The 26189-nt window shown below is 64.1% G+C and carries 25 protein-coding genes; 4 read left to right on the forward strand and 21 right to left on the reverse strand.

Going from position 1 to position 26189, the window contains the following annotated elements; genetic code table 11:
- Nucleotides 1-31: 31 nt before the first annotated feature.
- The gene (locus SCL_RS11655; protein ID WP_096361361.1) at nucleotides 32-508 is read left to right on the forward strand and encodes a CopD family protein; all 477 of its coding nucleotides are present in this window, start codon (nucleotides 32-34) and stop codon (nucleotides 506-508) included.
- Between the two features lie 191 nt (nucleotides 509-699).
- A complete protein-coding gene (locus SCL_RS11660) occupies nucleotides 700-1083 on the forward strand; it encodes a hypothetical protein (protein ID WP_096361362.1) in 384 nt (127 codons plus the stop codon).
- A gap of 84 nt (nucleotides 1084-1167) precedes the next feature.
- Here the strand turns inward: SCL_RS11660 and SCL_RS11665 are convergent, their stop codons facing one another.
- From SCL_RS11665 to SCL_RS11685, 5 genes are all read right to left on the reverse strand, one after another.
- Nucleotides 1168-1965 carry a hypothetical protein gene (locus SCL_RS11665; protein ID WP_096361363.1) on the reverse strand — a complete coding sequence of 266 codons (798 nt, stop codon included), beginning with the start codon at nucleotides 1963-1965 and terminating at the stop codon, nucleotides 1168-1170.
- A gap of 49 nt (nucleotides 1966-2014) precedes the next feature.
- The gene (locus tag SCL_RS11670) at nucleotides 2015-2377 is read right to left on the reverse strand and encodes a cupredoxin domain-containing protein (protein ID WP_172426038.1); all 363 of its coding nucleotides are present in this window, start codon (nucleotides 2375-2377) and stop codon (nucleotides 2015-2017) included.
- Entirely contained in the window at nucleotides 2374-4659 is a 2286-nt protein-coding gene (locus SCL_RS11675) for a heavy metal translocating P-type ATPase (protein ID WP_172426039.1), read from the reverse strand. The genes SCL_RS11670 and SCL_RS11675 overlap by 4 nt, the downstream gene beginning before the upstream one ends.
- Nucleotides 4649-4864 carry a heavy-metal-associated domain-containing protein gene (locus SCL_RS11680; protein ID WP_096361364.1) on the reverse strand — a complete coding sequence of 72 codons (216 nt, stop codon included), beginning with the start codon at nucleotides 4862-4864 and terminating at the stop codon, nucleotides 4649-4651. Before SCL_RS11680 ends, SCL_RS11675 begins: the two co-directional genes overlap by 11 nt.
- A gap of 190 nt (nucleotides 4865-5054) precedes the next feature.
- The gene (locus tag SCL_RS11685) at nucleotides 5055-5447 is read right to left on the reverse strand and encodes a DUF302 domain-containing protein (RefSeq protein ID WP_197702620.1); all 393 of its coding nucleotides are present in this window, start codon (nucleotides 5445-5447) and stop codon (nucleotides 5055-5057) included.
- Nucleotides 5448-5686: 239 nt separating this feature from the next.
- Between SCL_RS11685 and SCL_RS11690 the strand changes: the two genes are divergently transcribed.
- The gene (locus SCL_RS11690) at nucleotides 5687-8167 is read left to right on the forward strand and encodes a sensor domain-containing diguanylate cyclase (RefSeq protein ID WP_096361365.1); all 2481 of its coding nucleotides are present in this window, start codon (nucleotides 5687-5689) and stop codon (nucleotides 8165-8167) included.
- A 130-nt stretch (nucleotides 8168-8297) separates the two neighbouring features.
- On the opposite strand, the gene SCL_RS11695 is transcribed toward SCL_RS11690, so the two are convergent.
- Nucleotides 8298-8759: a c-type cytochrome gene (locus SCL_RS11695; protein ID WP_096361366.1), complete on the reverse strand. Its 462-nt coding sequence runs from the start codon at nucleotides 8757-8759 to the stop codon at nucleotides 8298-8300.
- A gap of 86 nt (nucleotides 8760-8845) precedes the next feature.
- The gene (locus SCL_RS11700; protein WP_096361367.1) at nucleotides 8846-9331 is read right to left on the reverse strand and encodes a c-type cytochrome; all 486 of its coding nucleotides are present in this window, start codon (nucleotides 9329-9331) and stop codon (nucleotides 8846-8848) included.
- A gap of 146 nt (nucleotides 9332-9477) precedes the next feature.
- Here SCL_RS11700 and SCL_RS11705 point away from each other — a divergent pair, with 146 nt between their 5' ends.
- A complete protein-coding gene (locus SCL_RS11705; protein ID WP_096361368.1) occupies nucleotides 9478-11133 on the forward strand; it encodes an NAD(P)/FAD-dependent oxidoreductase in 1656 nt (551 codons plus the stop codon).
- 226 nt (nucleotides 11134-11359) lie between these two features.
- Here the strand turns inward: SCL_RS11705 and SCL_RS11710 are convergent, their stop codons facing one another.
- From SCL_RS11710 to SCL_RS11775, 14 genes are all read right to left on the reverse strand, one after another.
- Entirely contained in the window at nucleotides 11360-12250 is an 891-nt protein-coding gene (locus SCL_RS11710; RefSeq protein ID WP_096361369.1) for a phosphoribosylaminoimidazolesuccinocarboxamide synthase, read from the reverse strand.
- Nucleotides 12251-12263: 13 nt separating this feature from the next.
- The gene (locus SCL_RS11715; RefSeq protein WP_096361370.1) at nucleotides 12264-12515 is read right to left on the reverse strand and encodes a SemiSWEET transporter; all 252 of its coding nucleotides are present in this window, start codon (nucleotides 12513-12515) and stop codon (nucleotides 12264-12266) included.
- Nucleotides 12516-12522: 7 nt separating this feature from the next.
- Nucleotides 12523-13473 carry a Nudix family hydrolase gene (locus SCL_RS11720; protein WP_096361371.1) on the reverse strand — a complete coding sequence of 317 codons (951 nt, stop codon included), beginning with the start codon at nucleotides 13471-13473 and terminating at the stop codon, nucleotides 12523-12525.
- Nucleotides 13470-14507 (reverse strand): dihydroorotase, encoded by a 1038-nt coding sequence (gene pyrC / locus SCL_RS11725; protein ID WP_096361372.1) that lies wholly within the window; start codon nucleotides 14505-14507, stop codon nucleotides 13470-13472. The genes SCL_RS11720 and pyrC overlap by 4 nt, the downstream gene beginning before the upstream one ends.
- On the reverse strand, nucleotides 14504-15646 hold the full coding sequence (locus SCL_RS11730) for a 5-(carboxyamino)imidazole ribonucleotide synthase (RefSeq protein WP_096361971.1): 1143 nt from the start codon (nucleotides 15644-15646) through the stop codon (nucleotides 14504-14506). Before SCL_RS11730 ends, pyrC begins: the two co-directional genes overlap by 4 nt.
- Nucleotides 15646-16137 carry a 5-(carboxyamino)imidazole ribonucleotide mutase gene (gene purE / locus SCL_RS11735; RefSeq protein ID WP_096361373.1) on the reverse strand — a complete coding sequence of 164 codons (492 nt, stop codon included), beginning with the start codon at nucleotides 16135-16137 and terminating at the stop codon, nucleotides 15646-15648. The genes SCL_RS11730 and purE overlap by 1 nt, the downstream gene beginning before the upstream one ends.
- Before the next feature lie 66 nt (nucleotides 16138-16203).
- On the reverse strand, nucleotides 16204-17265 hold the full coding sequence (locus tag SCL_RS11740) for a carboxysome shell carbonic anhydrase domain-containg protein (protein ID WP_096361972.1): 1062 nt from the start codon (nucleotides 17263-17265) through the stop codon (nucleotides 16204-16206).
- A gap of 76 nt (nucleotides 17266-17341) precedes the next feature.
- Entirely contained in the window at nucleotides 17342-17866 is a 525-nt protein-coding gene (locus tag SCL_RS11745; protein WP_096361374.1) for an NADH-quinone oxidoreductase subunit B family protein, read from the reverse strand.
- Between the two features lie 91 nt (nucleotides 17867-17957).
- Nucleotides 17958-19541 carry a hydrogenase large subunit gene (locus SCL_RS11750; protein ID WP_096361375.1) on the reverse strand — a complete coding sequence of 528 codons (1584 nt, stop codon included), beginning with the start codon at nucleotides 19539-19541 and terminating at the stop codon, nucleotides 17958-17960.
- The gene (locus tag SCL_RS11755) at nucleotides 19538-21004 is read right to left on the reverse strand and encodes a hydrogenase 4 subunit F (protein ID WP_096361376.1); all 1467 of its coding nucleotides are present in this window, start codon (nucleotides 21002-21004) and stop codon (nucleotides 19538-19540) included. Before SCL_RS11755 ends, SCL_RS11750 begins: the two co-directional genes overlap by 4 nt.
- Complete coding sequence (locus SCL_RS11760) at nucleotides 21001-21678, reverse strand: formate hydrogenlyase (RefSeq protein ID WP_096361377.1); 678 nt, start codon at nucleotides 21676-21678, stop codon at nucleotides 21001-21003. Before SCL_RS11760 ends, SCL_RS11755 begins: the two co-directional genes overlap by 4 nt.
- Nucleotide 21679: 1 nt before the next feature.
- Nucleotides 21680-22627, reverse strand: coding sequence for a respiratory chain complex I subunit 1 family protein (locus tag SCL_RS11765; RefSeq protein ID WP_172426040.1), 948 nt, complete (start codon nucleotides 22625-22627; stop codon nucleotides 21680-21682).
- Nucleotides 22624-24651: a hydrogenase 4 subunit B gene (gene hyfB, locus SCL_RS11770; RefSeq protein WP_096361378.1), complete on the reverse strand. Its 2028-nt coding sequence runs from the start codon at nucleotides 24649-24651 to the stop codon at nucleotides 22624-22626. The genes SCL_RS11765 and hyfB overlap by 4 nt, the downstream gene beginning before the upstream one ends.
- 245 nt (nucleotides 24652-24896) lie before the next feature.
- Nucleotides 24897-26186, reverse strand: a complete 1290-nt coding sequence (locus SCL_RS11775; protein WP_096361379.1) for a cyclic di-GMP phosphodiesterase — start codon at nucleotides 26184-26186, stop codon at nucleotides 24897-24899.
- Nucleotides 26187-26189: the final 3 nt, after the last annotated feature.

Below are 26189 nucleotides of genomic sequence, written 5' to 3' on the forward strand. Positions count from 1 at the left end.
CTCACGGTTCACGATTTGCGACTCAGGACCCATGCCGGTTGCCATCACGCTTCACATCCTTTCCGCGGTAGTATGGGTAGGCGGGATGTTTTTTGCCTGGATGGCGCTGCGCCCGGTGGCGGCGCGCCTGCTGGAGCCGCCACTGCGCCTGCCCTTGTGGTCGCAGACCTTCGCGCGGTTTTTCCCCTGGGTCTGGGCCGCTGTCATGCTGCTGCCGGCCAGCGGCTACTGGATGATCTTCGAAAGCTTCGAGGGCATGCAAAACGTCGGTCTGCACGTGCACGTCATGCAGCTTTTCGGCCTCGTCATGATCGGCATTTATCTGCACGTTTTTTTCGCGCCCTACCGGGGCATGCATCGTGCGATCGCCGCCGGCGATTTGCCGGCGGCCGGCAAGCACCTGGCCGTCATACGCCGGCTCATTGGCATCAACCTGATTTTGGGACTGATCACCATCGTCACCGCCACCGGCGGCGCCTACTGGTTGAGCAACATCCGCCTCTTCTGACTCCGGTTCGGCCCCAAACCCTCGTACCCGGAAACGCCGGAATCCTGACTTCAGCAGGAAAATGACGTGTCAACGCCTTTCCGGCGTAAACGTTAAATCAGGGACAAAGGCGGGGGCTGGACGCCGGACTTCCAGGCTTCTGCCTTCTTCACGTTACCTTCAACCAACCTGAATCGAGGGAGATCAATATCATGCTGAAACTGAAATTTGTCGCCGTGGGTGCCTTGCTCGCGCTCAGCGCCATTCCCGTCGCTCACGCCGCCGACCCCGTGGCTCCCGGAGAAATCCGGGCCGACAAAAAGGAAATCGTGCAGGATCGCCGGGAAATCCGCGATGACAAGCGCGAAATCCGCCAGGACGTCCGCGAACGCAACCAGGACCGGCGCGAGCTGCGCCGGGAAGTCCGCGAGGGCGACCAGCAAGGCGCGCGCGAGGAACGGCGCGAGCTGCGGCAGGACAATGCCGAGCTGCGCGGTGATCACCGGGAGCTGCGTCAGGACAAACGCGAGTTGCATCGTGACAAGCGCGAGCTGCGGCAGGATCGCCGTCAGGTGCATCGCGCCAAACGTTCATGAGCCTTTCATGAGTAGCAAAAAACGGGGCCGCGATGGCCCCGTTTTTTATGCGTCGTTCACTGCCCGCCGGAATTCATCGCCGTGCTAGCGCCAGCGCCCTGTCAGCCTGAGACCCAGGACATCCTGGTGGCTTTCCGGTTGCCATATCTCGACCAGACCGATGTTGGTCGATATGATCACATGGTCCGACTCGGCGAAGCGGTAACTGTCGTAAAACGCGCTGATCGCCCAGCTCTGTCGCGCGCTCTCATGCACGTTGCCAGTGAAATCGAAAAATAACGAGGCCCTCCCCTTCGGCTCGAGATCGACGCCAAAGTCGGTCGTCTCTTTGACGGCCAGGGGGAGCTTGAGACCCGCCCGCAGCGCGTAGCTGCCCGTGCGCCATCCGGCGCCGGCACGGCCGTAGAGCACAGACCAATCCTCCGAGCCACCGCTCGCGGTGGCTGTGGATCTGATTTCGCGCGTCCAGGCATCGATCCCCATCGCGCCAAACACCTCGAACGCCCCGCCTCCTGCTCTCGGGTGACGCCGGGCGATCCAGGCTTCTCCCATGAGGCCGTTATAGTCCGTTTCGCTTGCCGAAGGAACACAAATACCGGTAAGGATGTTGCACGCCTGGCCATCGTAATCCACCGTGCCGAAGTAAAGCTTGCCCTCGGCCCCGAACACCGTGAGCGCGTCGGGAGACACGGGGGACTCAAGGCCGATGCCAAGACTGTAGCGTGCACCGCTTTCCTCGAGCAGACGGGTGCCGCCATCGAATTCGCGCCAGCGAAAATCCTCGACGCCGAATTGCAGCGACCATTCATTGGCTGCTGGCGCCGCACGCGGCGCCAGCAGGAGCGATGCAAGGCACATCGCAACCGTATTGGCCAGTTTCATTCCCTGCCTCCCTTGCCGTGATGGCATTCATACGATACCCGGCAGCACGTTACTTTGCCACCAATGTCCCGCGATACATGCGCATCTGGCAGGTGAATTCGTATTCGCCCGGTTGCGGCGGCGTCACGGTCACGTCCAGCGGTTTGCCCAGTGGCAGATCAGCGCTCACGCCGAGGCTGTCGAACACGGCTTTCTCCGCGCAGGGGTTGGCATCCTTGCGCAGGAACCGCAACGTCACCGGCTTCCCCGCCGGCACCTCGACACGCGCGGGCGTGTAGACGCCACCGTCGACAACGATCTCGATCGGGCCGGCGCCGACCGCGCGCCGCGCCTGCGGCCGTGACAGCCAGAACCACCAGACGATCGCCGCCATGACGACGATACCCGCCAGATTGATCAGCCAGATATTCATGACGACTCCCTCCCGGACTTGAACCATCTCAGGCGATTGGCGTTGCTCACCACCGTCACCGAGGACATGGCCATGGCGGCGCCGGCGATGATCGGGTTGAGCAGCAGGCCGGTGAACGGATAGAGCACGCCGGCGGCCACCGGGATGCCGAGCACGTTGTAGATGAACGCGCCGAACAGGTTCTGCTTGATGTTGCGCACGGTGGCACGCGAAATCGCGATGGCGTCGGCGACGCCGTGCAGCGAACCGCGCATGAGCGCGACGTCGGCCGATTCGATGGCGATGTCGGTGCCGGTGCCGATGGCGAAGCCGACGTCGGCCTGCGCCAGCGCCGGGGCGTCGTTGATGCCGTCGCCGACCATGCCGACGATGCCGCCGCGCTGCTGCAAGGCCGCAACCTGGTCGGCCTTGTCGCCCGGCAGCACCTCGGCCAGCACCTCGTCCACGCCCACCTCGCGCGCCACGGCTTCGGCGGTGGCACGGTTGTCGCCGGTGATCATCGCCACCTTGATCCCGTTGGCATGCAGGCGCGCGATCGCCGCCTTCGAATCCGGCTTGATCGGATCGGCCACGGCCACGATGCCGGCGGCCTTGCCGTCCATCGCAAGGAACATCGGCGTCTGCGCGCGCGCGGCGAGCTCCCCGGCGCGCGCCGCGAGATCTCCAAGTTCGATCCGGTGTTGCGCCATCAAACGCGCGTTGCCGAACAGGACCTTTTTGCCGTCCACCGTCGCCGACACGCCGTGTCCGGCGATCGCCTGGAAATCGTTCGCCGGAGAAACCTTGATCTGTTTCTCCTTCGCCGCCGCCACGATCGCCTCGGCCAGCGGATGCTCCGAGCCGGTTTCGATGCTCGCCGCCACGGTCAGCAGTTTCGTTTCGTCCCAGCCTGCCGCCGGTACCAGCGCGGTCACCGCCGGCCGGCCTTCGGTGATAGTGCCGGTCTTGTCGAGCACCACGGTGGTGAGCTTGCCCGCCTGCTGCAACGCCTCGCCGTTGCGGATCAGGATGCCGTACTCGGCGGCCTTGCCCACGCCCACCATGATCGAGATCGGCGTGGCCAGCCCGAGCGCACAGGGGCAAGCTATTATGAGCACCGTCATGGTGGCGACCAGCATGTAAGACAGTTTCGGCTCGGGTCCGAGGTTGAACCAGGCGAGAAAAGTAATCACCGCGATAATAAGAACCGACGGCACAAACACGGCGGAGATCCTGTCGGCCAGCCGCCCGATGGCGGGCTTGCTCGCCTGCGCGCGGCGCACCATTTCGATGATGCGCGCCAGCGCGGTGTCGGCGCCAATGCGTTTGGCCTGGAACAGGAAGCTGCCGGTCTTGTTGAGCGTGCCGCCGGTGACCTCGTCGCCGGTCTTCTTCTCCACCGGCATCGGCTCGCCGGTGAGCATGGACTCGTCCACGCTCGAATGGCCCTCGATGATCACGCCGTCCACCGGGATTTTTTCCCCCGGGCGCACGCGTATGGTCTCGTCCAGTCCGACCTCGGAAATCGGGATGTCCATTTCCTTGCCGTCGCGGATCACGCGCGCCGTCTTCGGTTGCAGCCCGATCAGGCGCTTGATCGCCTCCGAGGTCTTGCCACGGGCGCGCATTTCCAGCGCCTGGCCGAGATTGATCAGCGCGATGATGATGGCCGCAGCCTCGAAATAGGCATGACGCGCGAGACTGGGGACGAGATCGGGGAACAGCAGCACCAGCATGGAATACAGCCAGGCCGCGCCGGTACCAAGCGCGATCAGCGTGTCCATGTTGGCGTTGTGGGCGCGGAAGGATTTCCACGCGCCGCGGAAGAAATGCCCGCCGGCATAGACCAGCACCCACAGCGTCGCCGCGCCGACCGCCAGCCAGAAGACGCGGCCCGACGGCATGTCGAGCATGGGCATCACGCCCAGCAATTCGGCCAGCATGAGCGGCAGGCCGATGGCGAAGGCGGCGATGAACTTGCGCAGCAGCGCGCGGTAATGCGCCAGCTCCGCGGCCTCCTTCTCCGATTCGTCCTCGGCGCCGCGCAGCTCGGCGGCGGCGTAACCCGAGGCCGTGACCGCGGCCACCAGCGTTTTCGCATCGACATTGCCATGGACCGTCGCCGTGTGCTCGGCGAAATTGACCGCGGCCTCGGTCACGCCCGGCACGTTTTTCAGCGCGTTCTCGACCGTGGCCACGCAGCCGGCGCAGCTCATGCCGGAGATGGACAGGCGCGTGGTGGTCGCATCCGGAGCGGCCGCGCCCACGGCCGGACTCCCGGGCAACACCGCGTCAGCCTTCATTGACTTGCGCGGGATAACCCGCCTCGGTCAGAGCCTTGGCCACGGCCGTCGGATCAACATCGCCCTTGACCACGCCGGTGGCGCTCTTGAGATCGAACTCGCACGCCTGGTAACCGGGCAGCTTCGACACTGCCTCCGTGGCTTTCGCCACGCAGCCGCCGCACTTCATGCCTTTCACGTTGAATCGGGTTTCACGGACTGCCATAAACACCTCCTGGTTGGATTCGGCATAACCTTAGACCTTCCAACCATGGTAAGGTCAAGGCTCTCACCGCACCCTTGAAACTTCCGTGCGGGAACAGGGGGTTAACTGGCCGATATTGCCGACAATTCGTGCACGCCCCATCCCGGGGCTGCCGCTTCGGGACCAGCGTCGCTTCGCTCCGCTGTCCGAATCAGTTCCCGACCAATTTGTCCCTGACGCGCTCAAGCCGGCCGCGCACTTCTTTCGCCACCTCGGTGATCGCCGGGTTGTCGGTCAGCTTCAGGACCGCGATCGGGTCCATGAAACCCACGGTGATGCTCTTGTCGGCCTCCTCGCGCACCACCACGTTGCACGGCAGCAGCAAGCCGATGTCGGGGTCGGCCGTGATCGCGCGGTGCGCCAGCGGCGGATTGCAGGCGCCGAGAATGCGATAGGGTTTCCCGTCTATCCCGAGCTTGGCTTTCATCGTGGCCTGCACGTCGATGTCGGTAAGCACGCCGAAACCCTCGGTCTTGAGCGCCTCGGTGACACGTTTGACAGTGTTATCGAAACTGTCCTTCATCTGTATATTGAAACCGTACACAGCTACCTCCTGATTCACAGAGTGATCGTCATTGTGACATCGCCATACAGTCTCAGCGACGCAACCTCAAAGCATATCGGTCGGCGGCTGGTCACGTAAACACACATACCACGACCCCGCGATTTTATCCCGGGAAACAGGCCTGTCCCGGGCGATGCGATGTCCTGATCCGTCAGCCTGACCGGAAACTATACTGAAATCGTATGGGTATTCTGCGTCAACCCCAGAGACATTAAAGAATGATCGGCAATCCGGCGACCGTTTCCGGCCGCGTTTCACGTATCACCATCACCACGATCGGAGTGGCGCTGATCCTGCTCGGCATTTCGGTGATACTCGGCTGGCTGCTGAAAATTGCGCCATTGCTGCAGGTCGTACCGGGTTTCGCCGCCATGGTGTTCAATACCGCGCTGTGTTTCGCGCTCGCCGGCACGGCCCTGCTGTTGCCGGAACGCGCCACATGGCGCCGGCGCGCGCAAACGACGATCGGCATCATCATCGCGTCCCTGTCGGCACTGATCCTGGCACAGGACATCTTCGGCGTGGATCTCGCCATCGATCATCTGTTCAGCGCCGAATGGCTGCACGATTACCGCCCGCATCCGACCCGCATGGCGCCCAATACCGCCGTGGCGCTCATCCTGGGCGGCATCAGCCTGGTCCTGCTCCCGGTGCGCGCCCGCTGGGCCAATCATCTGACACTGATACTCACCCTGCTCGTGGCTGTCATCGGCGGTACGGCACTCGTCGGCTACCTGTTCAATCTCGAACTGCTGTTTACCTGGTACCCGTATGCACGCATGGCATTGCATACCGCGATCGCCACCGTGGCACTGGCCATCGGGCTGGGACTGAAGGCGCTGCAACAGCCGCATTTTCAGGAACTGTTCGGGGCCGGACAGGACAAGCGCATTGTATTCAGTGGCAGCGTGATTCTGGTCACGATTGCCCTGGTTTCCGGCCTGGCGAGCTTCGTGGTTCTGGAGCGCCAGATTGAAGTCATGCTCCGCAACGAACTTGAACTGCTGCTGCGAAACCGCGTGGATGTTTTTCACAACACCATCAATCAGGGCATCCTGGCCACCGAAGCCATCGCCACGCGCCCCGCGATCCAGCGCGAACTGCAACGTCTGCATGCCGCGCCCAACGATCCCGGAGCGATCAAGTTCCTGCGACAGGCCATCGGCAGCTTCCTGCCGCTCGGCTTCAGCGCGGTGATATTGAACGACCGCCACGGCCGTGAACTGGTCCATGCCGGGACACTGATACAGCAGCCCGAAACGCGGCTGCGGCTGAACACGCCGCAACATGCGGAGTTGCTGTGGGATAACGGCTTGACGCTGCGGTTGCAGATACCGATACGCGATCCCGGCGGGCCGAGCGGCACCGTTATTGCGGAACGCCCTCTGCCGCTGCTCACCCTGCTTTTCCATGACATACGCGGGCTGGGAGAAACCGGTGAGATGGCAGTCTGCGCCGCGCACGGCGATAACATCCTGTGTCTGCCAACCCGGTTGAATCCCAGGGTATTTTCCGTTCCGCGTCGCATCCAGGGCACTTCGCTGCCCATGAGTCACGCCTTGGACGGCGACACCGGGGTGATAACCGCTTCCGATTACCGCGGCCAACAGGTGATCGCCGCCCACAGCCCGATCCCGCAGCTTGGGCTCGGCATGGTCCTCAAAATGGACGCCAGTGAGCTGTACGGGCCTCTCCATCAGAAAATCCAGCGCGTGGCACTGCTGCTGCTCATTCTGGTCACTTTCGGCATATTGCTGTTGCACTGGCAGGTCATGCCGCTGGCGCGACGGCTCGTCGAATCCGAGCGCAGGACGCGCGAGAGCGAACAGCGCTGGAATTTTGCGCTGGAAGGATCCCAGAATGGTGTCTGGGACTGGGACATGGAAACCAACGCCGTGTTTTTCTCCCGGCGCTGGAAGGAAATGCTGGGATATGCGGAACACGAAATCTCCGGAAAACTCGAGGAGTGGGACAAGCGCGTTCATCCCGAGGACAAGGCACGCGTCCATGCCGACATTGAAAAGCACATGCAGGGCAAGGCGGCGCATTACCAGAACGAACACCGGGTCCTGTGCAAGGACGGAACATATAAATGGGTGCTGGATCGCGGAATGATCGTCAGCCGGGACGCCAGCGGCAAACCCGTTCGCATGATCGGCACGCATACCGATATCACCGAGCGCAAGCGCGCCGAGGAAACCATACGCGAACTGTCGCTCACCGACGAGCTGACCGGGCTGCGCAACCGGCGCGGGTTTCTGACCTTGGCCCAGATGGAAATGGCCCTTATCCGGCGCACCAAACGCCAGATGGCGCTATTCTATATAGACTTGGATGGCATGAAAAAAATAAACGACTCCTTCGGTCATTCCGTGGGCGACCTCGCCTTGCAGGATGTGGCGCAGATCCTGCGCCAGACGTTCCGGGAATCAGACATCATCTGCCGGCTGGGCGGCGACGAGTTCGCCGTCCTGGCGCTCGAAACCACGGGCCGGCCCCGGGAGCAGATCGTCAAGCGTCTGCAGGCAAAAATCGATTCGCACAACCACACGGCCAACCGCCAATACACGATCGCCGTCAGCGTCGGCATGATTCATGTCGACAGCGGATCGACCATCACCCTGGAAGAGCTGATGGCGCAGGCCGATACGGAGATGTACCAGGCCAAACAGAAACGCGGGGCGCAGCGAAAGAACTGAAGCGGGATGGTTACTTCTTGTCCGAATCTTTCAGCAAATACTTGATGAGCGCGGCGATGACCAAAATAATGATGATCCAGATGGCAATTTGCATGATTGTTACCTTGTAAGTTGAACCGGATTACGGTCTTCATCCGCTCGGCGCGGTCTCCGAAGCATTGGCCTTGCGCCAGCGCTCGTAAACTTCGGGTGGCCACAGCGCCTGATACCAGCCGATGATGTCCTCGATTTCCCGGTCGCTCAACCGGCCCTTCCACGCCGGCATCACGGGCTCGCCGTTGCGCATCACGCCGTTCTTGATGATGGCGATCATGCCTTGTTTGTCCCGCTTCCATACGTTGCCGGTTCCGTTGAGCGGTGGCGCGGCAGCGACCTTGGGATTCTGCCAGTCCGGATGGCCTTGCGCCTCCGGTCCGTGGCACTGGGCGCAATGCTCGTGAAACAGCCGCACGCCGCTGAAAAGGCTCTCGGTGGTAAATGTCCGCCCGGCCTGGCCGGCGGTTGCCGCCTCTTTGGCGGTTTTATCCGGCTCCCCTTTTCCGCAAGCAGCGACAAACAGCAGCACCGCTGTCATGACCATGAATCGTCTCATGCTTTCAGCACCCACTCCTCCCCGAGTGGCGGCTATGATAATCCGCGCGGGCCTTTAAATAAATCCGGACCGACGGGAACACCGGATCAATGGGCGTGCCCCATCCGCGCCTTTTCCTCCAGCGCCAGCCAGCTGCGGTAGATCTCCTCCGGCCAGCGCGACTGTATCCAGGCAATCACGGCCGCGATGTCGTCGTCGCTGAGTTTTCCCTCCCAGGACGGCATGTTGCCGCCGCGAGCCACGCTTCCCTGCCTGATCGTGTCGCGCAGCCACGTGCCCGGGTGATGCCAGGCATGGCCGCTGGCATCCAGCGGCGGAGGCGGCAGCTTGCCGTCCGGCCCCTTGCGCTGCCAGTTCGGTGCGCCCTCGGCATTCGCACCGTGACAGACAGCACAGTTGGCCTTGAAGATATCGCCCCCACGCGCGACCAGGCGGGCATCGAGACCGTGCGGCGTCACCAGGCGGGCATCATACGGTGGTGGTTCGGGCGCGACAGCGGCGGACTTCGGCGAATCGCTACAGGCGGACAACAGCAGAAGTCCCGTAATGGCATGAAGGTGTCGGGCTTTCATTCTTCGTTCCTCATTATGGTGACTGGCTGCCGGCAAGACGGAATCGACGGATGAAAATTCCCTTTCATCCGACCCCGACACTGTTATGCCATAATAACGCAAACCTGTTCCGCCTGACTGTCTGCGATCTTTCCCCGTTATTCCCCATGCTGCGTCTGACTGAAGTGAGGCTCGGCCTCAACCACCGCGAGACCGAGCTCAAGGCCGCGATCCTGCGCGCGCTGGGAATACCCGGGCCGGAGTTGCTCGGCTGGCACATACGCCGGCGCGGCTACGATGCGCGTAAATCCGGCGAAATCCTGTTGGTTTACACCCTCGATGTCGAAGTCAAAGATGAAGCCGCGCTGCTCGAGCGCTTGCAGCACGGCCATCATGTCACCCTCGCGCCGGACGAGACTTACCGCTATCCGGTACGGGCACCGGCCAATCCGAAAACCCGGCCGGTGGTCATCGGCACCGGGCCGTGCGGGATATTCGCCGGGCTGGCGCTGGCACGCATGGGCTTCCGGCCTGTCATCCTCGAACGCGGCAAGAGCGTGCGTGAACGCACGCAAGACGTATGGAGCCTCTGGCGCGAGCGCCATCTGAATCCGGAATCCAACGTACAGTTTGGGGAGGGCGGCGCCGGTACCTTCTCCGACGGCAAGCTGCACACCGGCATCAAGGACCGCGGCCATCACATCCGGCAGTTATTGAAGGACTTCGTGGATGCGGGAGCACCCGCGGAAATCCTCTACATCAGCAAACCGCATATCGGGACGCTGCGGCTGGTCAAGGTCGTGGAGCAGCTGCGGGAGAAGATTCTCGAACTCGGCGGCGAGATCCGCTTCGAAAGCCGCGTCACGGATATTCTGGTTGAAGATGGCGATGTACAGGGACGTACAAGTGCCGCGGGAGGCAGGATGCCGAGAGCGGCCGCGGTGCGCGGCGTAACGCTCGCCGGCGGCGAAACCATTGCCGCTGATCATGTGGTCCTTGCTGTGGGCCACAGCGCGCGCGACACCTTCGAGATGCTGTACCGTCGCGGCGTGCATATCGAACCCAAGCCGTTTTCCATCGGCTTTCGCATCGAGCATCCGCAGCACCTGATCGACGTCTGCCGTCTGGGAAAACACGCGGGCAACCCGGTTCTGGGGGCGGCCGATTACAAGCTGGTGCATCACTGCCGCAACGGCCGTGACGTTTACAGTTTCTGCATGTGTCCCGGCGGACAAGTCGTCGCGGCCACCTCGGAGGCAGGACGCGTGGTCACCAACGGCATGAGCCATTACTCGCGCAACGAGCGCAACGCCAACGCCGGCATCGTCGTCGGCATCACGCCTGCCGATTTCGGGTCGCATCATCCGCTCGCCGGGATTGGTCTGCAGCAACAGCTGGAACAACAGGCGTATGTGCTCGGCGGCAGCAATTACAACGCCCCGGCCCAGCTCGTGGGTGATTTTCTCGCCGGCCGGGCCTCAACCGGGCCGGGTTCGGTTATTCCTTCCTATACGCCCGGCGTGACCTGGACTGATCTCAGCACCGCCCTGCCCGACTACGCCATCGCCGCCATCCGCGAGGCGATCCCGGCGTTCGAGAAACAGCTCAAGGGCTTCGCCATGCACGATGCGGTGCTCACCGGCGTCGAGACACGCACCTCGGCGCCGATACGCATCGCGCGCAATGAAAATTTCGAGAGCGTGAATATGCAGGGCCTGTATCCCGCCGGCGAGGGCGCGGGTTTCGCCGGCGGGATCATTTCGGCGGCGGTGGACGGGATGAAAGTCGCCGAGGCAGTGGCGCAAAAAATCATACAAACGTAGGTTGGGGTGAGGCGTGGTATGCCGAACCCCAACGCTACCAGCCATATGTTGAGCTTGCGGAGTCCATCCCTGGACTCCGCCCTGCGGGCCAGCCTACGGCTGGCTCAAGTTCGCGCCGGGGTGCAACAGAATGCGTTGCACCCGTTCGGCGGCGCGAACAGACGTTAAGTCTGTTCGCGACTACCCTGCCTCACCCCGGCGATTTTGTCGCTTCACTCACCCCAGCCTACATGTTGCCCGTCAGCCGCGTGAGCGCCTCGCGATATTTTTCCGCCGTCTTCGCAAGGACTTCCGCCGGCAGCTTGGGCGCCGGCGGCTGCTTGTTCCAGCCGATGCTTTCCAGATAATCGCGCACGTACTGCTTGTCGTAGCTCGGCGGGTTGGCGCCGGGTTTGTAGGAATCCGCCGGCCAGAAACGTGAGGAGTCGGGCGTCAATACCTCGTCGATCAGCGTCAGCGTGCCTTTCTCATCCAGACCGAACTCGAATTTGGTGTCGGCAATGATGATCCCGCGCGTCAGGGCGTAGGCGGCGCATTCTTTATATATGGTGAGGCTGGCGTTTTTCACCTTCTCCGCCATGTCCTTGCCCAGAAGCTCCGCGGCCCTGTCGAAACTGATGTTCTCGTCGTGCTGCCCGATATCCGCCTTGGTGGACGGCGTGAAGATCGGCTCGGGCAGGCGGTCGGCCTCTTTCAGCCCCGCCGGCAGCCGGATGCCGCAGACCGTGCCCGAGCTCTTGTATTCCTTCCAGCCGCTGCCGACGAGATAGCCGCGCACCACCGCCTCCACCGGCAGCGCCTTGAGCTTCTTCACCAGCGTGGCGCGGCCCTCCACCTGTTTGCGCTCGGCCGGGTCCCTGAGGATTTGCTCCAGCGGCGTGTCGGTCAACTGGTTGGGGATGATTCCGCGCGTGCGCGCGAACCAGAAATTCGACATCGCGGTCAGCACCGCGCCCTTGCCGGGAACGGGATCGGGCAGCACCACGTCGAAGGCTGACAGCCGGTCGGTGGTGACAATGAGCAGGTGTCTGTCGTCGACGTCGTAAATGTCGCGCACCTTGCCGCGGTTGCGCAGGCGCAGGCTTTTGAGGTCCGACTGGAATAATGTTTCTGGCATGGCGTAATCCGGACTATTTGTACCTGAGTTTGAAAACGAGAATGGTCAGCGACAGCACCAGCGTGATGCCGTTGGACAGGATCACCGGCAGGGCATCGATCCGGATGCCGTACAGCAGCCATAAAAATACACCGATACTGAAGATCGCGAACATCCCCAGGGAGATATCCTTGGTGTGCCGGGAGCGCCAGATTTTCACCACCTGGGGAATAAAGGCGGTGGTGGTCAGTGCCGCGGCGATCAGGCCCAGTGTGTTCGTATCCATGATTTCCTCACCAGATGCCGCTCAGGAGGCTGATGCCATGGGCGCCGTGGCGCATGGCGGTGTCGAGCAATTCCGGTTTCATGCCGCCGAGGGCGTACACCGGCAACGGATAATCCTGCACCAGCGCGGCAAACTTTTCCCAGCCCATGCCGGCGGCCTCGGGATGGGTCGGCGTCGGCAATACCGGCGACAGCACGACGAAATCGGCTTGCAGCGCCGCCGCCTGCGCCAGCTCGGCGGCGTCGTGGCAGGACGCAGCCCACATTTCCGTTCCCGGACACTGTTTCAATTGCATCAGCTGCGCGGCCGGCAGATGCACGCCATCGGCGCCGCAACGCAGCGCCAGCGCCTCATCGCCATTGATCAGCACCCGGGCATCCTGTTCATGGGCCAGCGCCACCACGCGCCGGGCGAAGGCTTCGAACTCATCCGGCGCCATCCCGGGCTCGCGCACCTGGATCAGGCGCACGCCCTTTTCCAGCGCGGCTTTCAATCGCTGCATGAATTCCGGCTCGCCGTGTTTTTTGGCGTTGGTGATGGCGTACAGCGACGGCAGGCACAGCGCGCGCAGCACCCTGTCGTTCGCCGGCAGCAGCGGTCCGACCTCGATCGCCGCGGGATCTTCCCACGACATGTCCTGTCCTTCGCGGCCGTGCAACTGGCCGTGCCACGCCGGCACACGATGGAAATGCAATCGCACCCGCCTCTCCGGATACGCGTATTCCTGCGTCACCCACGGATACACCCGGTCGGGATCGATGCCGAGTTCCTCGTGCAGCTCGCGCGCCAGCGCGCGCTCGACGGCCTCGCCATGCTCGATCTTGCCGCCGGGGAATTCCCAGTAGCCGGCCCAGGGCTTGCCCGCCGGACGCTGCGCCAGCAGCACGCGCCCGTCCGCGCGTTGCAGCACCGCCACGGCGACGTCGAGCACCTGTTGGCGTTCCGCCACGGCGCTCACGACGCCGCCAGCTTCCAGGCCACGCTCTCGCCGGCGCGCAGCGGCACCAGCGTGTCGTCGCCGAATTCGAATTCGGCGGGCACAGTCCAGGTTTCCTTCACCAGCGTGACCTTGTCGTGGTTGCGCGGCAGGCGATAGAAATCGGCGCCGAAGTGGCTGGCGAATGCCTCGAATTGTTTCAGCGCGCCGGCAGCCTCGAAAACTTCCGCATACAGCTCAAGCGCGGCGTGCGCGGTATACATGCCGGCACAGCCACAAGCCGACTCCTTGGCGCGGCGCGCGTGCGGCGCGCTGTCGGTGCCGAGGAAAAATTTCGGGTTGCCGCCGGTGGCCGCCTTGACCAGCGCCAGCCGGTGCTCCTCGCGCTTCAGCACCGGCAGGCAGTAGTAATGCGGCCGCATTCCGCCCTGAAACATGGCGCCGCGGTTATGCAGCAGATGATGCGCGGTAATGGTGGCCGCCACGTTGGCCGGTGCCTGCGTGACGAACTCGACCGCCTGGCGCGTGGTGACGTGCTCGAGCACGATGCGCAGCTTGGAAAAGTCGCGCACCAGCGATGCCAGATGCCGCTCGATGAAGACCTGCTCGCGGTCAAACACGTCCGCCGAGGGATCGGTGACCTCGCCATGCAGCAAGAGAGGCAGGTCGTGCTGTTCCATGGCCGCGAACACCGTGCGGCAGCGGCCGAGATCGGTGACGCCGCTTTCGGAATTCGTGGTAGCGCCGGCCGGATAATATTTGACTGCGTGCACGAAACCGCTTTTTTTCGCGGCGGCGATTTCCGCAGGCGTGGTGCGTTCGGTGAGATAAAGCGTCATGAGCGGCTCGAAGCGCGCGCCCGGCGGCAGCGCCGCCAGGATGCGGCTGCGATAGTCCAGCGCCTGCGCCACGGTGGTGACCGGCGCCTTGAGGTTGGGCATGACGATGGCGCGCGCGAAGCGCTGCGCGGTGTGCGGCAGCACCGCGCGCAGCGCCGCACCGTCGCGCAGGTGCAGGTGCCAGTCGTCGGGACGGATTAGAACGAGCTGTTTCATTTCTGTTTTTTCGTGCGGGACGCCAGCGCGCGGCGCAATGCCAGCGCCTCGCTCCGGGCCTTGCCCACCGTCGTCGCGAGGCAGCTGAAGTGACCCATCTTGCGTCCGGGCCGTGCCTCGAGCTTGCCGTACAGGTGCAGCTTGGCACGCGGGCTTGCCAGCAGCCGCTCCCAGCGCGGCGCTTGCGGGGACCACAGATCACCGAGCAGGTTGACCATCGCCACCGGGGACAACAAGCGCGTGTCGCCGAGCGGCAGGCCGCAGAGCGCGCGCACCTGCTGCTCGAACTGGTTGGTGACGCAGGCGTCGATGGTGTAATGGCCGCTGTTGTGCGGGCGCGGCGCGATCTCGTTGACCAGCAATTTCCCACGGCTGATGAAGAATTCCACCGCCAGCACGCCGACGTATTGCAGACGCGCCGCGAGCCGGCGCGCGACGGTCTGCGCCTGGCGCGCCCTGGCCGCGCTGATGCGCGCCGGCACCACGGTAATGTCGAGGATGCCGTTGGCATGGGTGTTTTCGCTGACCGGATAGACCACCATGGCATGATCGACGCCGCGCGCCAGCACCACGGACACTTCGGTGTCGAGCGTCATGCGCCGTTCCAGCACGCACGGCTCGCGCCGCATCGACTCCCATGCCGCCTGCGCCTCGCGCAAATTGCGCACCACGGCCTGGCCTTTCCCGTCATAACCGAAACGCGCCACCTTGAGGATCGCCGGCGCACCGATCGCGCGCCACGCCGCGTCCAGATCGGCCTCGGTGCGCACCACGGCGAACGGCGCGGTGGCAAAGCCGTTGTCGCGGAGAAAGATTTTTTCCGTGATGCGATTCTGGGCCGTGGCCACCGCGCGCGAACCGGGCCGCACCACGCAGTGCTGCGCCAGCGCGGCCAGGGTCTCGGCCGGCACGTTCTCGAACTCGGTGGTGACCGCGGCGCAGGCACGCGCCAGATGGTCGAGCGCCTTGGCGTCCTGGTAGCCGGCGCGCAAATGTTCGGTCGCGAGCGCGCCCGCCGGGCTCGCGGCATCGGGATCGAGCACGATCACGTTGTAGCCCATGGTGCGCGCGGCCACGGTGAACATGCGCCCGAGCTGCCCGCCGCCGAGCATGCCGAGCGTGGCGCCGGGCAGGGTGATCATTTCGGCAGCTTCATGGCCCGTACTTTTGCGGTCTGGCGGCGGCGGAAGGCGGCCAGGCGGCGCGCCAGCTTGGCGTCGCCGTTGGCCAGCAGGGCCACGGCGAACAGTCCGGCATTGGCCGCGCCGGCCTCGCCGATGGCGAAGGTCGCCACCGGAATGCCGCGCGGCATCTGCGCGATCGACAGCAGCGAATCCAGTCCCTTGAGCGCGCGCGAGGTGACCGGCACGCCCAGTACCGGCACGATGGTCTTGGCCGCTACCATGCCCGGCAGGTGCGCCGCGCCGCCGGCGCCGGCGATGATGCAGCGCAGGCCGCGATCCGCGGCGGTCGCGGCATACTTATATAGAAGGTCGGGGGTGCGGTGGGCGGAAACCACGCGGGCCTCGTGCGGGATGCCAAATTCCTTGAGCACTTCCACCGCGTGACGCATCACCTTCCAGTCGCTCTGGGAACCCATGATCACCGCCACGCGGGGATTGCCGCTCATGCTGTCTCCTTGTTCTTGCCGGTCCGGATCGTGCGCCGGACCGTTAGGATACCACGGCTCTCCGTCTCAGGCGGCAGCGATCGTTTCCAGCGTGCGGGAACGCCAGTCGAGCACGGCGGTGCGCATCTGCATCTTGGCGGCGAGCGCCGGATGCCCGGCGCGGATGACCTCGGCGGCGAACTGCGAAAGGAAACGCGACTTCAGTTCGGCGCGGGCGCGGTCCACGCCGACCTCGGCATAGGGCACCGAAGCCAGCAGCAGGAAGCCGTCGTCCGGGATGCGGCCGGCGCGCATGTTGCTCTCGATGATGTTGGCGGCGTTGCGGATCGGTTCGGCCAGATCGGGGCTGTAGGGACCGATGATGAGCGCGAGGTTGGGCATGTGCAGGAAATCGAAACCGCGCCCGATACAGATCATCCACTCGCGGTGTTCCACGTCCAGGGTGCGCTCGATCTTGCGCACTTCGGCGATGCGCGCCTGGTTGCCGAGCACCAGCGGCTCGAGATCGAAGCGCACCTGGCCCGGCATGTCCGGGAATAATTTCTCCAGGGACGGGCGCAAGCCGTCCTGGTCGCGGACCGCGAGACGTGAAACATCCAGCGTCTCGCCGTTCGTGCCATGCAGCACCAGCGCGTCCTCGTCGGTCTCGAAGCCGCACACGATCGGATAGACCGTGCTGTGTCCGGCGCCGAAGACATGCTCGACCTGGCGCTTGATGGCGTAGGTGTGGGCGCGAGCGGCGTCGGTATCGTAGTTGAACCCGGCGCAGCCGCGCTGCTTGTCGCTTTTGGAATAGTGATAGGTGATGAGCAGGAGCACGCGGCGCCCGATGGTGACCTGATCGTGCACGTAATTGGCAAGCACCTCGCCCAGGTGCGGCCAGCCGAGATCGAACATGCCGCCGAGATTGCGGAACGGCTGGATGATGCCGCTCGGCGTGTGGGTGGCGACGGAAAGGTTGATGCGCCCGTCCATGCACTTGAGCGCGGCGACCGCCGAGGTGTGCTGCGCCAGATAGCGCTGCCGGGCGAGATAGGCCTCGGAACTGGTAAAGGCTTCGGAGTGGCGGCGCGCGTGCTCCATCAGCCATTCGATGCGCTGCGCGATCGGTTTGCTATGCGTGTCCATCGGGAGCTTTATACGGACATCGTTCAGGAACGGCAAGGGCGGGCGTTCCCGCGGCGGTTTCCGCGGGCGCATGGAATCATTTGCGGCCGGGAAGCCCCTCGATGGCCTGCAGGATGCCGCGCATCAGGTCCAGCGGCGTCGGCGGGCAACCGCGGATGACCGCGTCCACCGGAATGACGTTCGCCACCGCCCCGCAGGAGGCGTAGCTCACCCCGAATTCACCGCCGTTGGCGCCGCATTCGCCGACCGCGATGACCAGCTTCGGTTCCGGGGTGGCGTCGTAAGTGCGACGCAGCGCCGCCTCCATGTGGCGCGACACCGGACCGGTGACGAGCAGCATGTCGGCATGCCGGGGGCTGGCGACGAAATGCACACCGTAACGCTCGATACCATAATAAGGATTGTTCAGCGCGTGAATTTCCAGTTCGCAGCCGTTGCACGACCCGGCGTCCACCTCGCGGATCGCCAGGCTGCCGTTGAACATCTGGCCGAGTTTTGCCTTGATCTGCGCGCCGACCTCTTCGAGCGCGGGCTCGTCGATTTTCGGCAGGCGCTCGGTGACGATGCCGATGCGCTGGATTTTTCCTAAGATTCTTAGCATAAGATTTTAATAGACAGGATTTACAGGATTTTAAAGAAAAAGTTTTCGGGTTTTATCCTGTGAATCCTGTTAATCCTGTCCATTTCCATTCTTACAAATCATGTCCTGAGTAAGAGCCGTTCACGGATTTGTTGCACACCGGAAAATCTGGCACGATGTTGTCGCGCACCAGCTTCTCCAGCGTCGGCCAGGTGAGCCAGCTCGGATCACGCGGGAAGTAGCGCGCGATCCGCCCGTTTTCCCCGAAACGGACGTAGGCGAGTATCTCGCCGCGGAATCCCTCGATGAAGCCCAGGCCCTCGGCGCCCGCCGGTGCCGGCTTCCAGTCGGTGCGAATCGGCCCCGGCGGCAGGTCCTCCATCAGTTTTTCGATCAGCCTGAATGACTCGAGGATTTCCTGTTCCCGCACCTTGACGCGCGCGGCCACGTCGCCGTATTTGAATACGGGCACCTCGACACTGAAACGCGTGTAGGGCGCATACGGTGCGTCCTTGCGCACGTCGAACGGCATACCGCTGGCGCGCCCGACGTAACCCAGTGCGCCGAAGGCCCTGGCGGTTTCCGGGCCGAGATAACCGGTGGTATCCAGCCGGTCCTCGATCGAGGGCAGATCGTTGATGATGTTGCTCAGGGTAGCCACTTCCTGGCGCAGAGAGGCAATTTGCCGTTTCATCGCGTTGGCCGCCTGATCGTCCAGATCGGCGCTCACGCCGCCCGGCACGATGCGGTCCATCATGAAACGATGGCCGAAGGCCTCGCGCGAGACACGCTGCCAGACCTCGCGCAGGCGTCCGTACTGGTAAAACGCGAAGCTGAAAGCGACGTCGTTGCAGATGGCGCCGATGTCGCCCAGATGATTGGCTACGCGCTCGCGTTCGGCCATGATGGCGCGCAACGCCAGCGCCCGCGGCGGGATTTCGGTCGCCGCCGCTTTTTCCATCGCCATGCAGGCGGCCCAGGCGTGCGCCACGGTGGAATCGCCGGAAACGCGGCCGGCGAGGCGCGCGAGAGCAGCGGCATCGCGCCCTTCCGCGATTTTTTCGATTCCCTTGTGCACGTAGCCCAGGCGCTCTTCCAGATTGAGTATGGTCTCGCCCACAGCCTGAAAGCGGAAATGGCCCGGTTCGATGATGCCGGCGTGCACCGGGCCGACGGGGATTTCATACACGCCGCTGCCGTGCGCGAACAGGAAACGGTAGTTGTCGTTCGGCGGCGTTTGCGCCGGCGGATTGCCGGCCGCGGGAAAATTCCTGCGCAACGGATGCTCGGTCTTTTTCCATGCCCGGTGCCGCGTCCAGCGGCGCGCATCGGGATGATCCGTGAAGAGGATGCCCAGCATGTCCTGCATGTGCCGCTCGGGGCGATTGGCGGCGGCGAAATTGGGCGTGTGCGAAGCCAGCGCCGGCGCCGTGTACGGAACCTGCGTGCGCGCCACCAGATACACGCCTTCCCGTTCGAAACAGGCATTGACGAGCAACGCTTCCCCGTTGTCCTCGCCCCAGGCGCCGACCCAGCGACACTCCCAGTTTTTGGCCTCGTGCGCGAGGTGGCCCCAGTCTTCGGCGCGGACGGTCAGCAAATGCGCCGGCGCCAGCCCGGACGCCGGCTCCTCCTGCACCGGGACCTCCCGCAACGAGAGCCGGCCGAGAAAGGCAGTCAGCCAGGCGGCGGTCATAGCGGTGAGCTCCCCGAGATCAGCACGGTGGCCTGCTCGAACCATTTCGACAGGAACACCGGCACGGCGATGCCGAGCCACAACACGAATCCGAGCTGGATCATCACCGGCAACATGTTGGCGCGCACCGGCACCTGGCCTTCCGGCGGATCGCCGTACACCATCGGATGGATGTGGCGGAACAGGCCGGCGAACGCGATCGCCAGCCCCACCAGCAGCGGCACGGTCAGCCACGGCCAGGACTTCATGGTGGCGATCAGCACCAGAAATTCACTGGTAAAGACGCCGAACGGCGGAAAGCCGGCGATGGCCACGGTACCGATCAGCAGCCCCCAGCCCACCGTGGGCTGGGTACGGATCAGGCCGCGGATTTTCTCGATCGACTGGGTTCCCGCGATCTGGGCCGCGTGGCCGACGGTGACGAAGATCGCGGACTTGGTGAGCGAATGCACCGTCATGTGCAGCAGCGCGCCAAAGGTCGCGATCGGTCCGCCGATGCCGAAGGCGAAGGTCATGAGCCCCATGTGCTCGATGGACGAATAACTGAACATGCGCTTGATGTCGCGCTGGCGGTGCAGGAACAGGCCCGCGACCATGAACGAGAGCAGGCCAAAACCCATCATGAGATAGCCCGCGAGACCGCTTTGCAACGCGCCGTCGACGATCATCTTCACCCGCACCAGCGCGTACAGCGCGACATTGAGCAACAGGCCGGAAAGAATCGCCGACATCGGCGTGGGGCCCTCGGAGTGCGCGTCCGGCAGCCAGTTGTGCAGCGGGACCAGGCCAACCTTGGTGCCGTAACCCACGAGCAGGAACACGAACGCCAGCGTCAGCACCGTCGGCTCCAGATGCGCCGCGGAGTCGTACAGCACGTTCCACAGCAGCGCATCGTCACGCGTGGGAACCTCGCGTTCGGCCGCGAAGAACAGCAGTACCGTGCCGAACAGCGCCTGGGCGATGCCGACGCCGCAGAGCACGAAATATTTCCACGCCGCCTCCACCGCTTCCGGCGTGCGGTACAGCGAGACCAGCAGCACGGTGGCCAGCGTCGCGCCCTCCATCGCCACCCACAGGATGCCGACGTTGTTGGTGGTGAGCGCCGCCTGCATGGCGAACATGAAGCCCTGGTACATGGAGTGATACAGCCGCATGCGGCCCTTGCCGATCTGCCGCGTCTCGACCTCGTGCTGCATGTAGGGGCGGGAGAAAATCGCCGTGGTCAGGCCGACGAAGGCGGTGAGCGTGACCAGATAGACGTTGAAGGCATCTATATAAAGCATGCGGCTCGGGGACAGCAGCGGCCCGTCGGCGTAAACGATCAGCGCCAGCCACACCGAGACCGCGAAACTCACGGCCGACAGGGCGACGTTGACCCAGCCGGCGGCGCGCAGGTGGCCGATGAGCGCCATCACGCCGATACCGGCAAGCGGAATCAGCAGTACCAGCCATACCGCCGTCATTCGTCCACCTCCCGCAGCCGGTTGAGCCGGTCCACGTCGAGCGAGTCGATGGATTCGCGCATCTGGAAGAAGAACACGCCGAACAGCACCGCGGCCACCAGCACGTCAAAGGCGACGCCCAGTTCGACCACCATCGGCATGCCGAAGGTCGACACCATGGCCGAGAAGAACAGTCCATTTTCGATCGACATGAAGCCGATGACCTGGGAAATCGCCTTCTTGCGCGTGATCATCAGCAGCATGCCGAGCAGAATTACCGCAATACTGATGGCGATGGCGTTGCGCGTCACCAGTTCGGAGAGCTGCACGATGGGGATAGCCACGTAATAGCTGAAGACGACGAGGCTGGCGCCGGCCAGCAGCGTCATCGACGGATACCTCACCGCCTCGATGTCGCGATGAATATTGAGTCGCACGGCGAGCCGGTGCAGCATCCAGGGAATCAGCAGGGCCTTGAGCGCGAGCGTCATGCCGGCCGAGATGTAGAGATGCGGGTGATCCGTAACGTAAGCCACCAGCGCCGTCGTGACCGCGAGCCACACGCCCTGCCACGCGAACGCGTGAATCAGCGGCACGATGCGCGGCTGCGCCAGCATGATGAACGAGGTGAACAGCACGATCGCCGCCAGCAGCAGTATCGCCTGGTCGTAGAGACTGAGTTGCGTGAATTCCATGTCAGCCTCCGGTTTCCAGCACCACGTGGGTCAGCATGCCCAGGAGACTGAGCAGGAACGCGAAGCCGAGGAACTGCGGCACGCGGAACAACCGCATCTTGGCCATGACCGTCTCCCACATCACCAGCACCACGCCGAGCAGCACCAGCTTGGCGGCGATGGCGATGAAACCCACGGCGAGATCATTCGCCGTCAGCTCGGTGGCGATACCCCAGGGGAAGAAGACGTTGGCGACCAGAACCATGTATATCATCAGCTTGATCTGGCCGGCCCACTCGATCAGCGCCAGATGCCGGCCGCTGTATTCGAGGATCATGGCCTCATGCACCATGGTGAGCTCGAGGTGCGTGGCCGGGTTGTCCACCGGCACGCGCCCGGTTTCCGCCACCGCCACCATCATCAGCCCCAGCATCGCGAAAATGAACGAGGGCCGCAGCACCAGGCCGCTGTTGAGCGTGTAGGTCGTGGCTTCCGAAATATTCGTGGTGGAGGCCGTCATCGCCATCGTGAACACCGCCATCAGCAGCACCGGTTCGGCGAGCGCGCCGATCATCATGTCGCGCGAGGAGCCCATGCCGCCGAAGGCGGTGCCGATGTCCATGCCGGCCAGCGCGGTGAAGAAACGCGCCAGCGAAAAGAACGCCACCAGCACGATGACGTCGGCGATGGCGGCGGTCGGCAGGTCCACCGCCACCAGCGGCACCAGCGCGGCGCAGAGCACGGTGACGCCGAACACGATGTAGGGCGTGGCACGGAAAATCCACGAGGCCTGTTCCGCCAGCACCACGTGCTTGCGGAACAGCTTGCCGAGGTCGCGGTAGGGCTGCCACAGCGACGGCGCGGCGCGGTTCTGCATGTGGCATTTGACGCGCTTGATCCAGCCGAGCAGGAACGGCGCCATGGCGATGAACAGCAGGGTCTGGGCCAGCGCCAGCAGCCAGTTGATCATGTCACCACCCACAGCAGCAGGATCAGCGTGAAGAAGGAATACGCCAGATAGGTGTGGATGCTGCCGGTCTGGATCATGCCGATGCGGCGCGCCGCCACCAGCACCAGGTGGCCGATCGGCTCATAGACGCGCGACCAGGAGCGGTCCAGCGCCTGCATCTGGTGACGCATGCCTTCCGTGTGCAGCGGTTGCGCGGCGTTTTTCGTTTCCTCGATCTCCTCCTTCAGGTCCCACACCGGCGCAAAGATGCGCTGGATCGGCATGGAAAACGCGGTGCCGGTGTACTGCATGCGCGAATTGAGCGAGCCGAAACCGCAATCCCAGGCAGGGCCACGCCGGCTGTCGACCGTGCGCTTGCGCAACAGCAGGTAACTGATCAGCGCGAATATCAGGATGCCTAACAGCACCAGCGGCGCGGAGAAGGAAGCGACCTTGGGCGAGATCGGCGTGAGCCAGAGCCAGCCCTGCGCGGTGGCGCTGGGCGGCCCGGCCCCGAGGAGCATGTTCGGGATGGCATCGATAACGCTGATGACGGTCGAGGGAAAGATTCCGAAAAGCACGCACAGCACCGCCAGCAGTCCCATGGCGGCACGCATGCCGACATCGACTTCCTGCGCGCGTGCCGCGTGGCGGCTGCGCGCCTGCCCCAGGAAGGCGACGCCGTAGACCTTGACGAAGCAGGCGGCCGCCAGCGCGGCCGACAGCGCCAGCACCGCCGCCGCCACCGGAATGATGCTGCGCAATACGCCGCTCGCGAGCACCGGCGCCTGCAGGGCGGTCTGGAACGTCAGCCATTCGGAAACAAAACCATTGAGCAGCGGAATGCCGGAAATGGACATCGCCCCGATCAGGAAAAACACCGCCGTTTGCGGCATGCGCCGGATCAGGCCACCCAGGTTGTTCAGATCGTACTCGTGCGTGGCGTGCGCGATGGCGCCGGCGCCGAGGAACAACAGGCCCTTGAACAGCGCATGGCTGAGAACGTGGTACAGCGCCGCGATCAGCCCGATCACGCCCAGGATCTTGTGGCCGGTGCCGATGAAAATCATCGACAGGCCGAGGCCGGAGAGAATGATGCCGACGTTCTCGATCGAACTGTAGGCGAGCAGGCGCTTGAGGTTGTTGCGCAGCATCGCGTACAGCACCCCGAGCAAGGTCGAGGTCGAGCCGATGATCAGCAGCACCAGCCCCCACTGCCACTGGATGTCGCCGATCAAATCGTAGGTGACGCGGATCAGCCCGTAGATGGCGACCTTGAGCATGACGCCGCTCATGAGCGCGGAGATATGCGACGGCGCCACCGGATGCGCCTCCGGCAGCCAGGCGTGCAACGGCACCATGCCGGCCTTCATGCCGAAGCCGAAGAAAGCGAGCGCGAAGGCGATCGAGGCCCAGGTGGCGGAGAGTTCCGCCGCGCGCATGGCGCCGAAGGTAAACCCGCCGCCGAAACCGGCGAGCACGCCGAAACCCAGCAGGATCGCCAGCCCGCCGATGTGCGCCATCAGCAGGTACAGAAACGCCGCGCGCCGGTTGGCGGCGTGCTGATGCTGATACGCCACCAGGAAATAGCTCGACACCGACATCAGCTCCCACGAGATCATGAACACGAAGGCATCGTCCGCGAGCAGCACCAGCAGCATGCCGAGCACGAACAGGCCAGTGAACAGGCCGAGGGCCGCCAGCGCCTGGCGGTTTTTCGGGTGGGTGTATTCGCGCAGGTAGCCGGGGGCGAACAGGCTGATCGCAAACACCAGCAAGCCGACCACGGCGAAGAAGAATCCGGAAAGCGGATCGAGCCGCAGGTGCCATTTGAGCCACGGCAGGCCGAGCGCCAGCAGGTCCGTCGTGGGCGCCTCGTCGATCAGGGCCCAGGCGCCGGCGAAAACTGCGAACACGCCGCACATGCCGAGCAGGATGGAGGAGCCGTAACGCAGCAGGCCGGGATAACGGTCGGCGCCCAGTGCCAGGACACCGGAGGCCAAAGCGCTGGCCAGGGCCAGATAGGCAAAAATCAGGGGCGACAAGCTGTTTGAACCTGTTGGACGGCGCGGATGCCCATGCGGGTGGCCGCTGCCTGTCACTATTAGTAGTTAGTTGCTCAGGTCGGGGAAAGCGCCGTTGATGCTAGAGCCTGGGTTGGGAAAATTCAAGCAGTGCCGGTAAAAACGCGATCGATGGCACGCTGTCGCAAACCCGGGCCAGGGTGAAGTCAGGCGGGGTCCGGTCCGGAGCGCCTGCCGGATACCCGGAAGCGGCGATCGCCGCCGGCTCAGGCGGCGCCCGTCAGGGGCAGGTAACGGGAGGGATCGATGCCGCACTCGGCGGGATCGAGCACGCGCTCGATTTCGCAGGCACGCCCATCGGGATTCTTGCGGCCGGCGAGACTGACGACCGGCATGTCGGGATACGGCGACTTGTCGGCGCGCTGCACCAGCACCACGCGCGGTTTCAGCCGCTGCGTGCGGTTGAGCGCCGCCACCACGCCGATCTCGCCGGTGTTGAGCTCGACCACGCTGCCGATCGGATAGATGCCGAGGCACTGGATGAATTTCTCGGTCAGTTCCGGGTGGAACAGGGTGCCACGCCCCTCGTACAGCTTCTTCATGGCCGCATGCGCCGTGATGCCGGCGCGATACACGCGGTCGCTGGTAACGGCATCATAGAAATCGAGAACGCCGGCGATCATGCCGAAAGTTCCGATGGTGTCGCCCCTGAGGTGGTCGCCGTAACCGCTGCCGTCGTAACGCTCGTGGTGCCGCCGCGCGACTTCCAGCGCCATGGTCGGAACCTGGCTGGCCTTTTCGAGTATCTCGATGCCCCACGGCACGTGCTGGCGCACCAGCGCGAATTCGTCGCCCGTGAGCGCCGCCGGCTTGTTGAGGATCTCGCTCGGAATCTTCATCTTGCCGACGTCGAGCAGCAGCGCGCCGAGACCCAGCATCTCGAGTTCCGCGGGCGTCAGGCCCAGCTGGCGCCCGAACACCAGCGACAGGATGGCCACGCGCAGACTGTGCTGCGCGGTATATTCGTCCTTGTTCTTGAGCTGCGCGAAGCAGGTCAGGGCGTCGGGATTGCGCAACGCGCTCTGCACCATGTGGCTGATGGTCTGGCGCGCGCCCGGCACGTCGAGGCTGCGGCCGAATTTCGCCTCCCACATCAGATCCTGGATCAACTGGCAGGCCCCGGCGTGGATATCCTTGATGTTCCGGATTTCCTCCTCGAGCGTGGTCTCGTCCGCATACACGGAACGGGCGCCGGGATGATTGTTGAGCTTCAGCATTTCCTGTTCTATCGAAATCGCGGGCTTCATCCCGGAAGCCAAATCCGCCGTGGTCTTGAGCAACTCGGGCCGGGCAGGCGCGCGCTTCGCGAGCGCCATGCCTTCGGCATCGTTGGCGATGATGAAGACCGTGCGGCAGTACTGCTGCAGCGTCTTCAGCTCCTCATCCGTGCGGATCTCGAAGCCCTGGAACATGAACGGCGTCTCGCGCCACGGGCGGTCGAGCTCGCAGACGTACATCCCGATCCTGAGCTGCTGTGTGTCAATCCTGACGATCATCCT

The organism is Sulfuricaulis limicola, from assembly GCF_002355735.1.
Taxonomy (GTDB): domain Bacteria; phylum Pseudomonadota; class Gammaproteobacteria; order Acidiferrobacterales; family Sulfurifustaceae; genus Sulfuricaulis; species Sulfuricaulis limicola.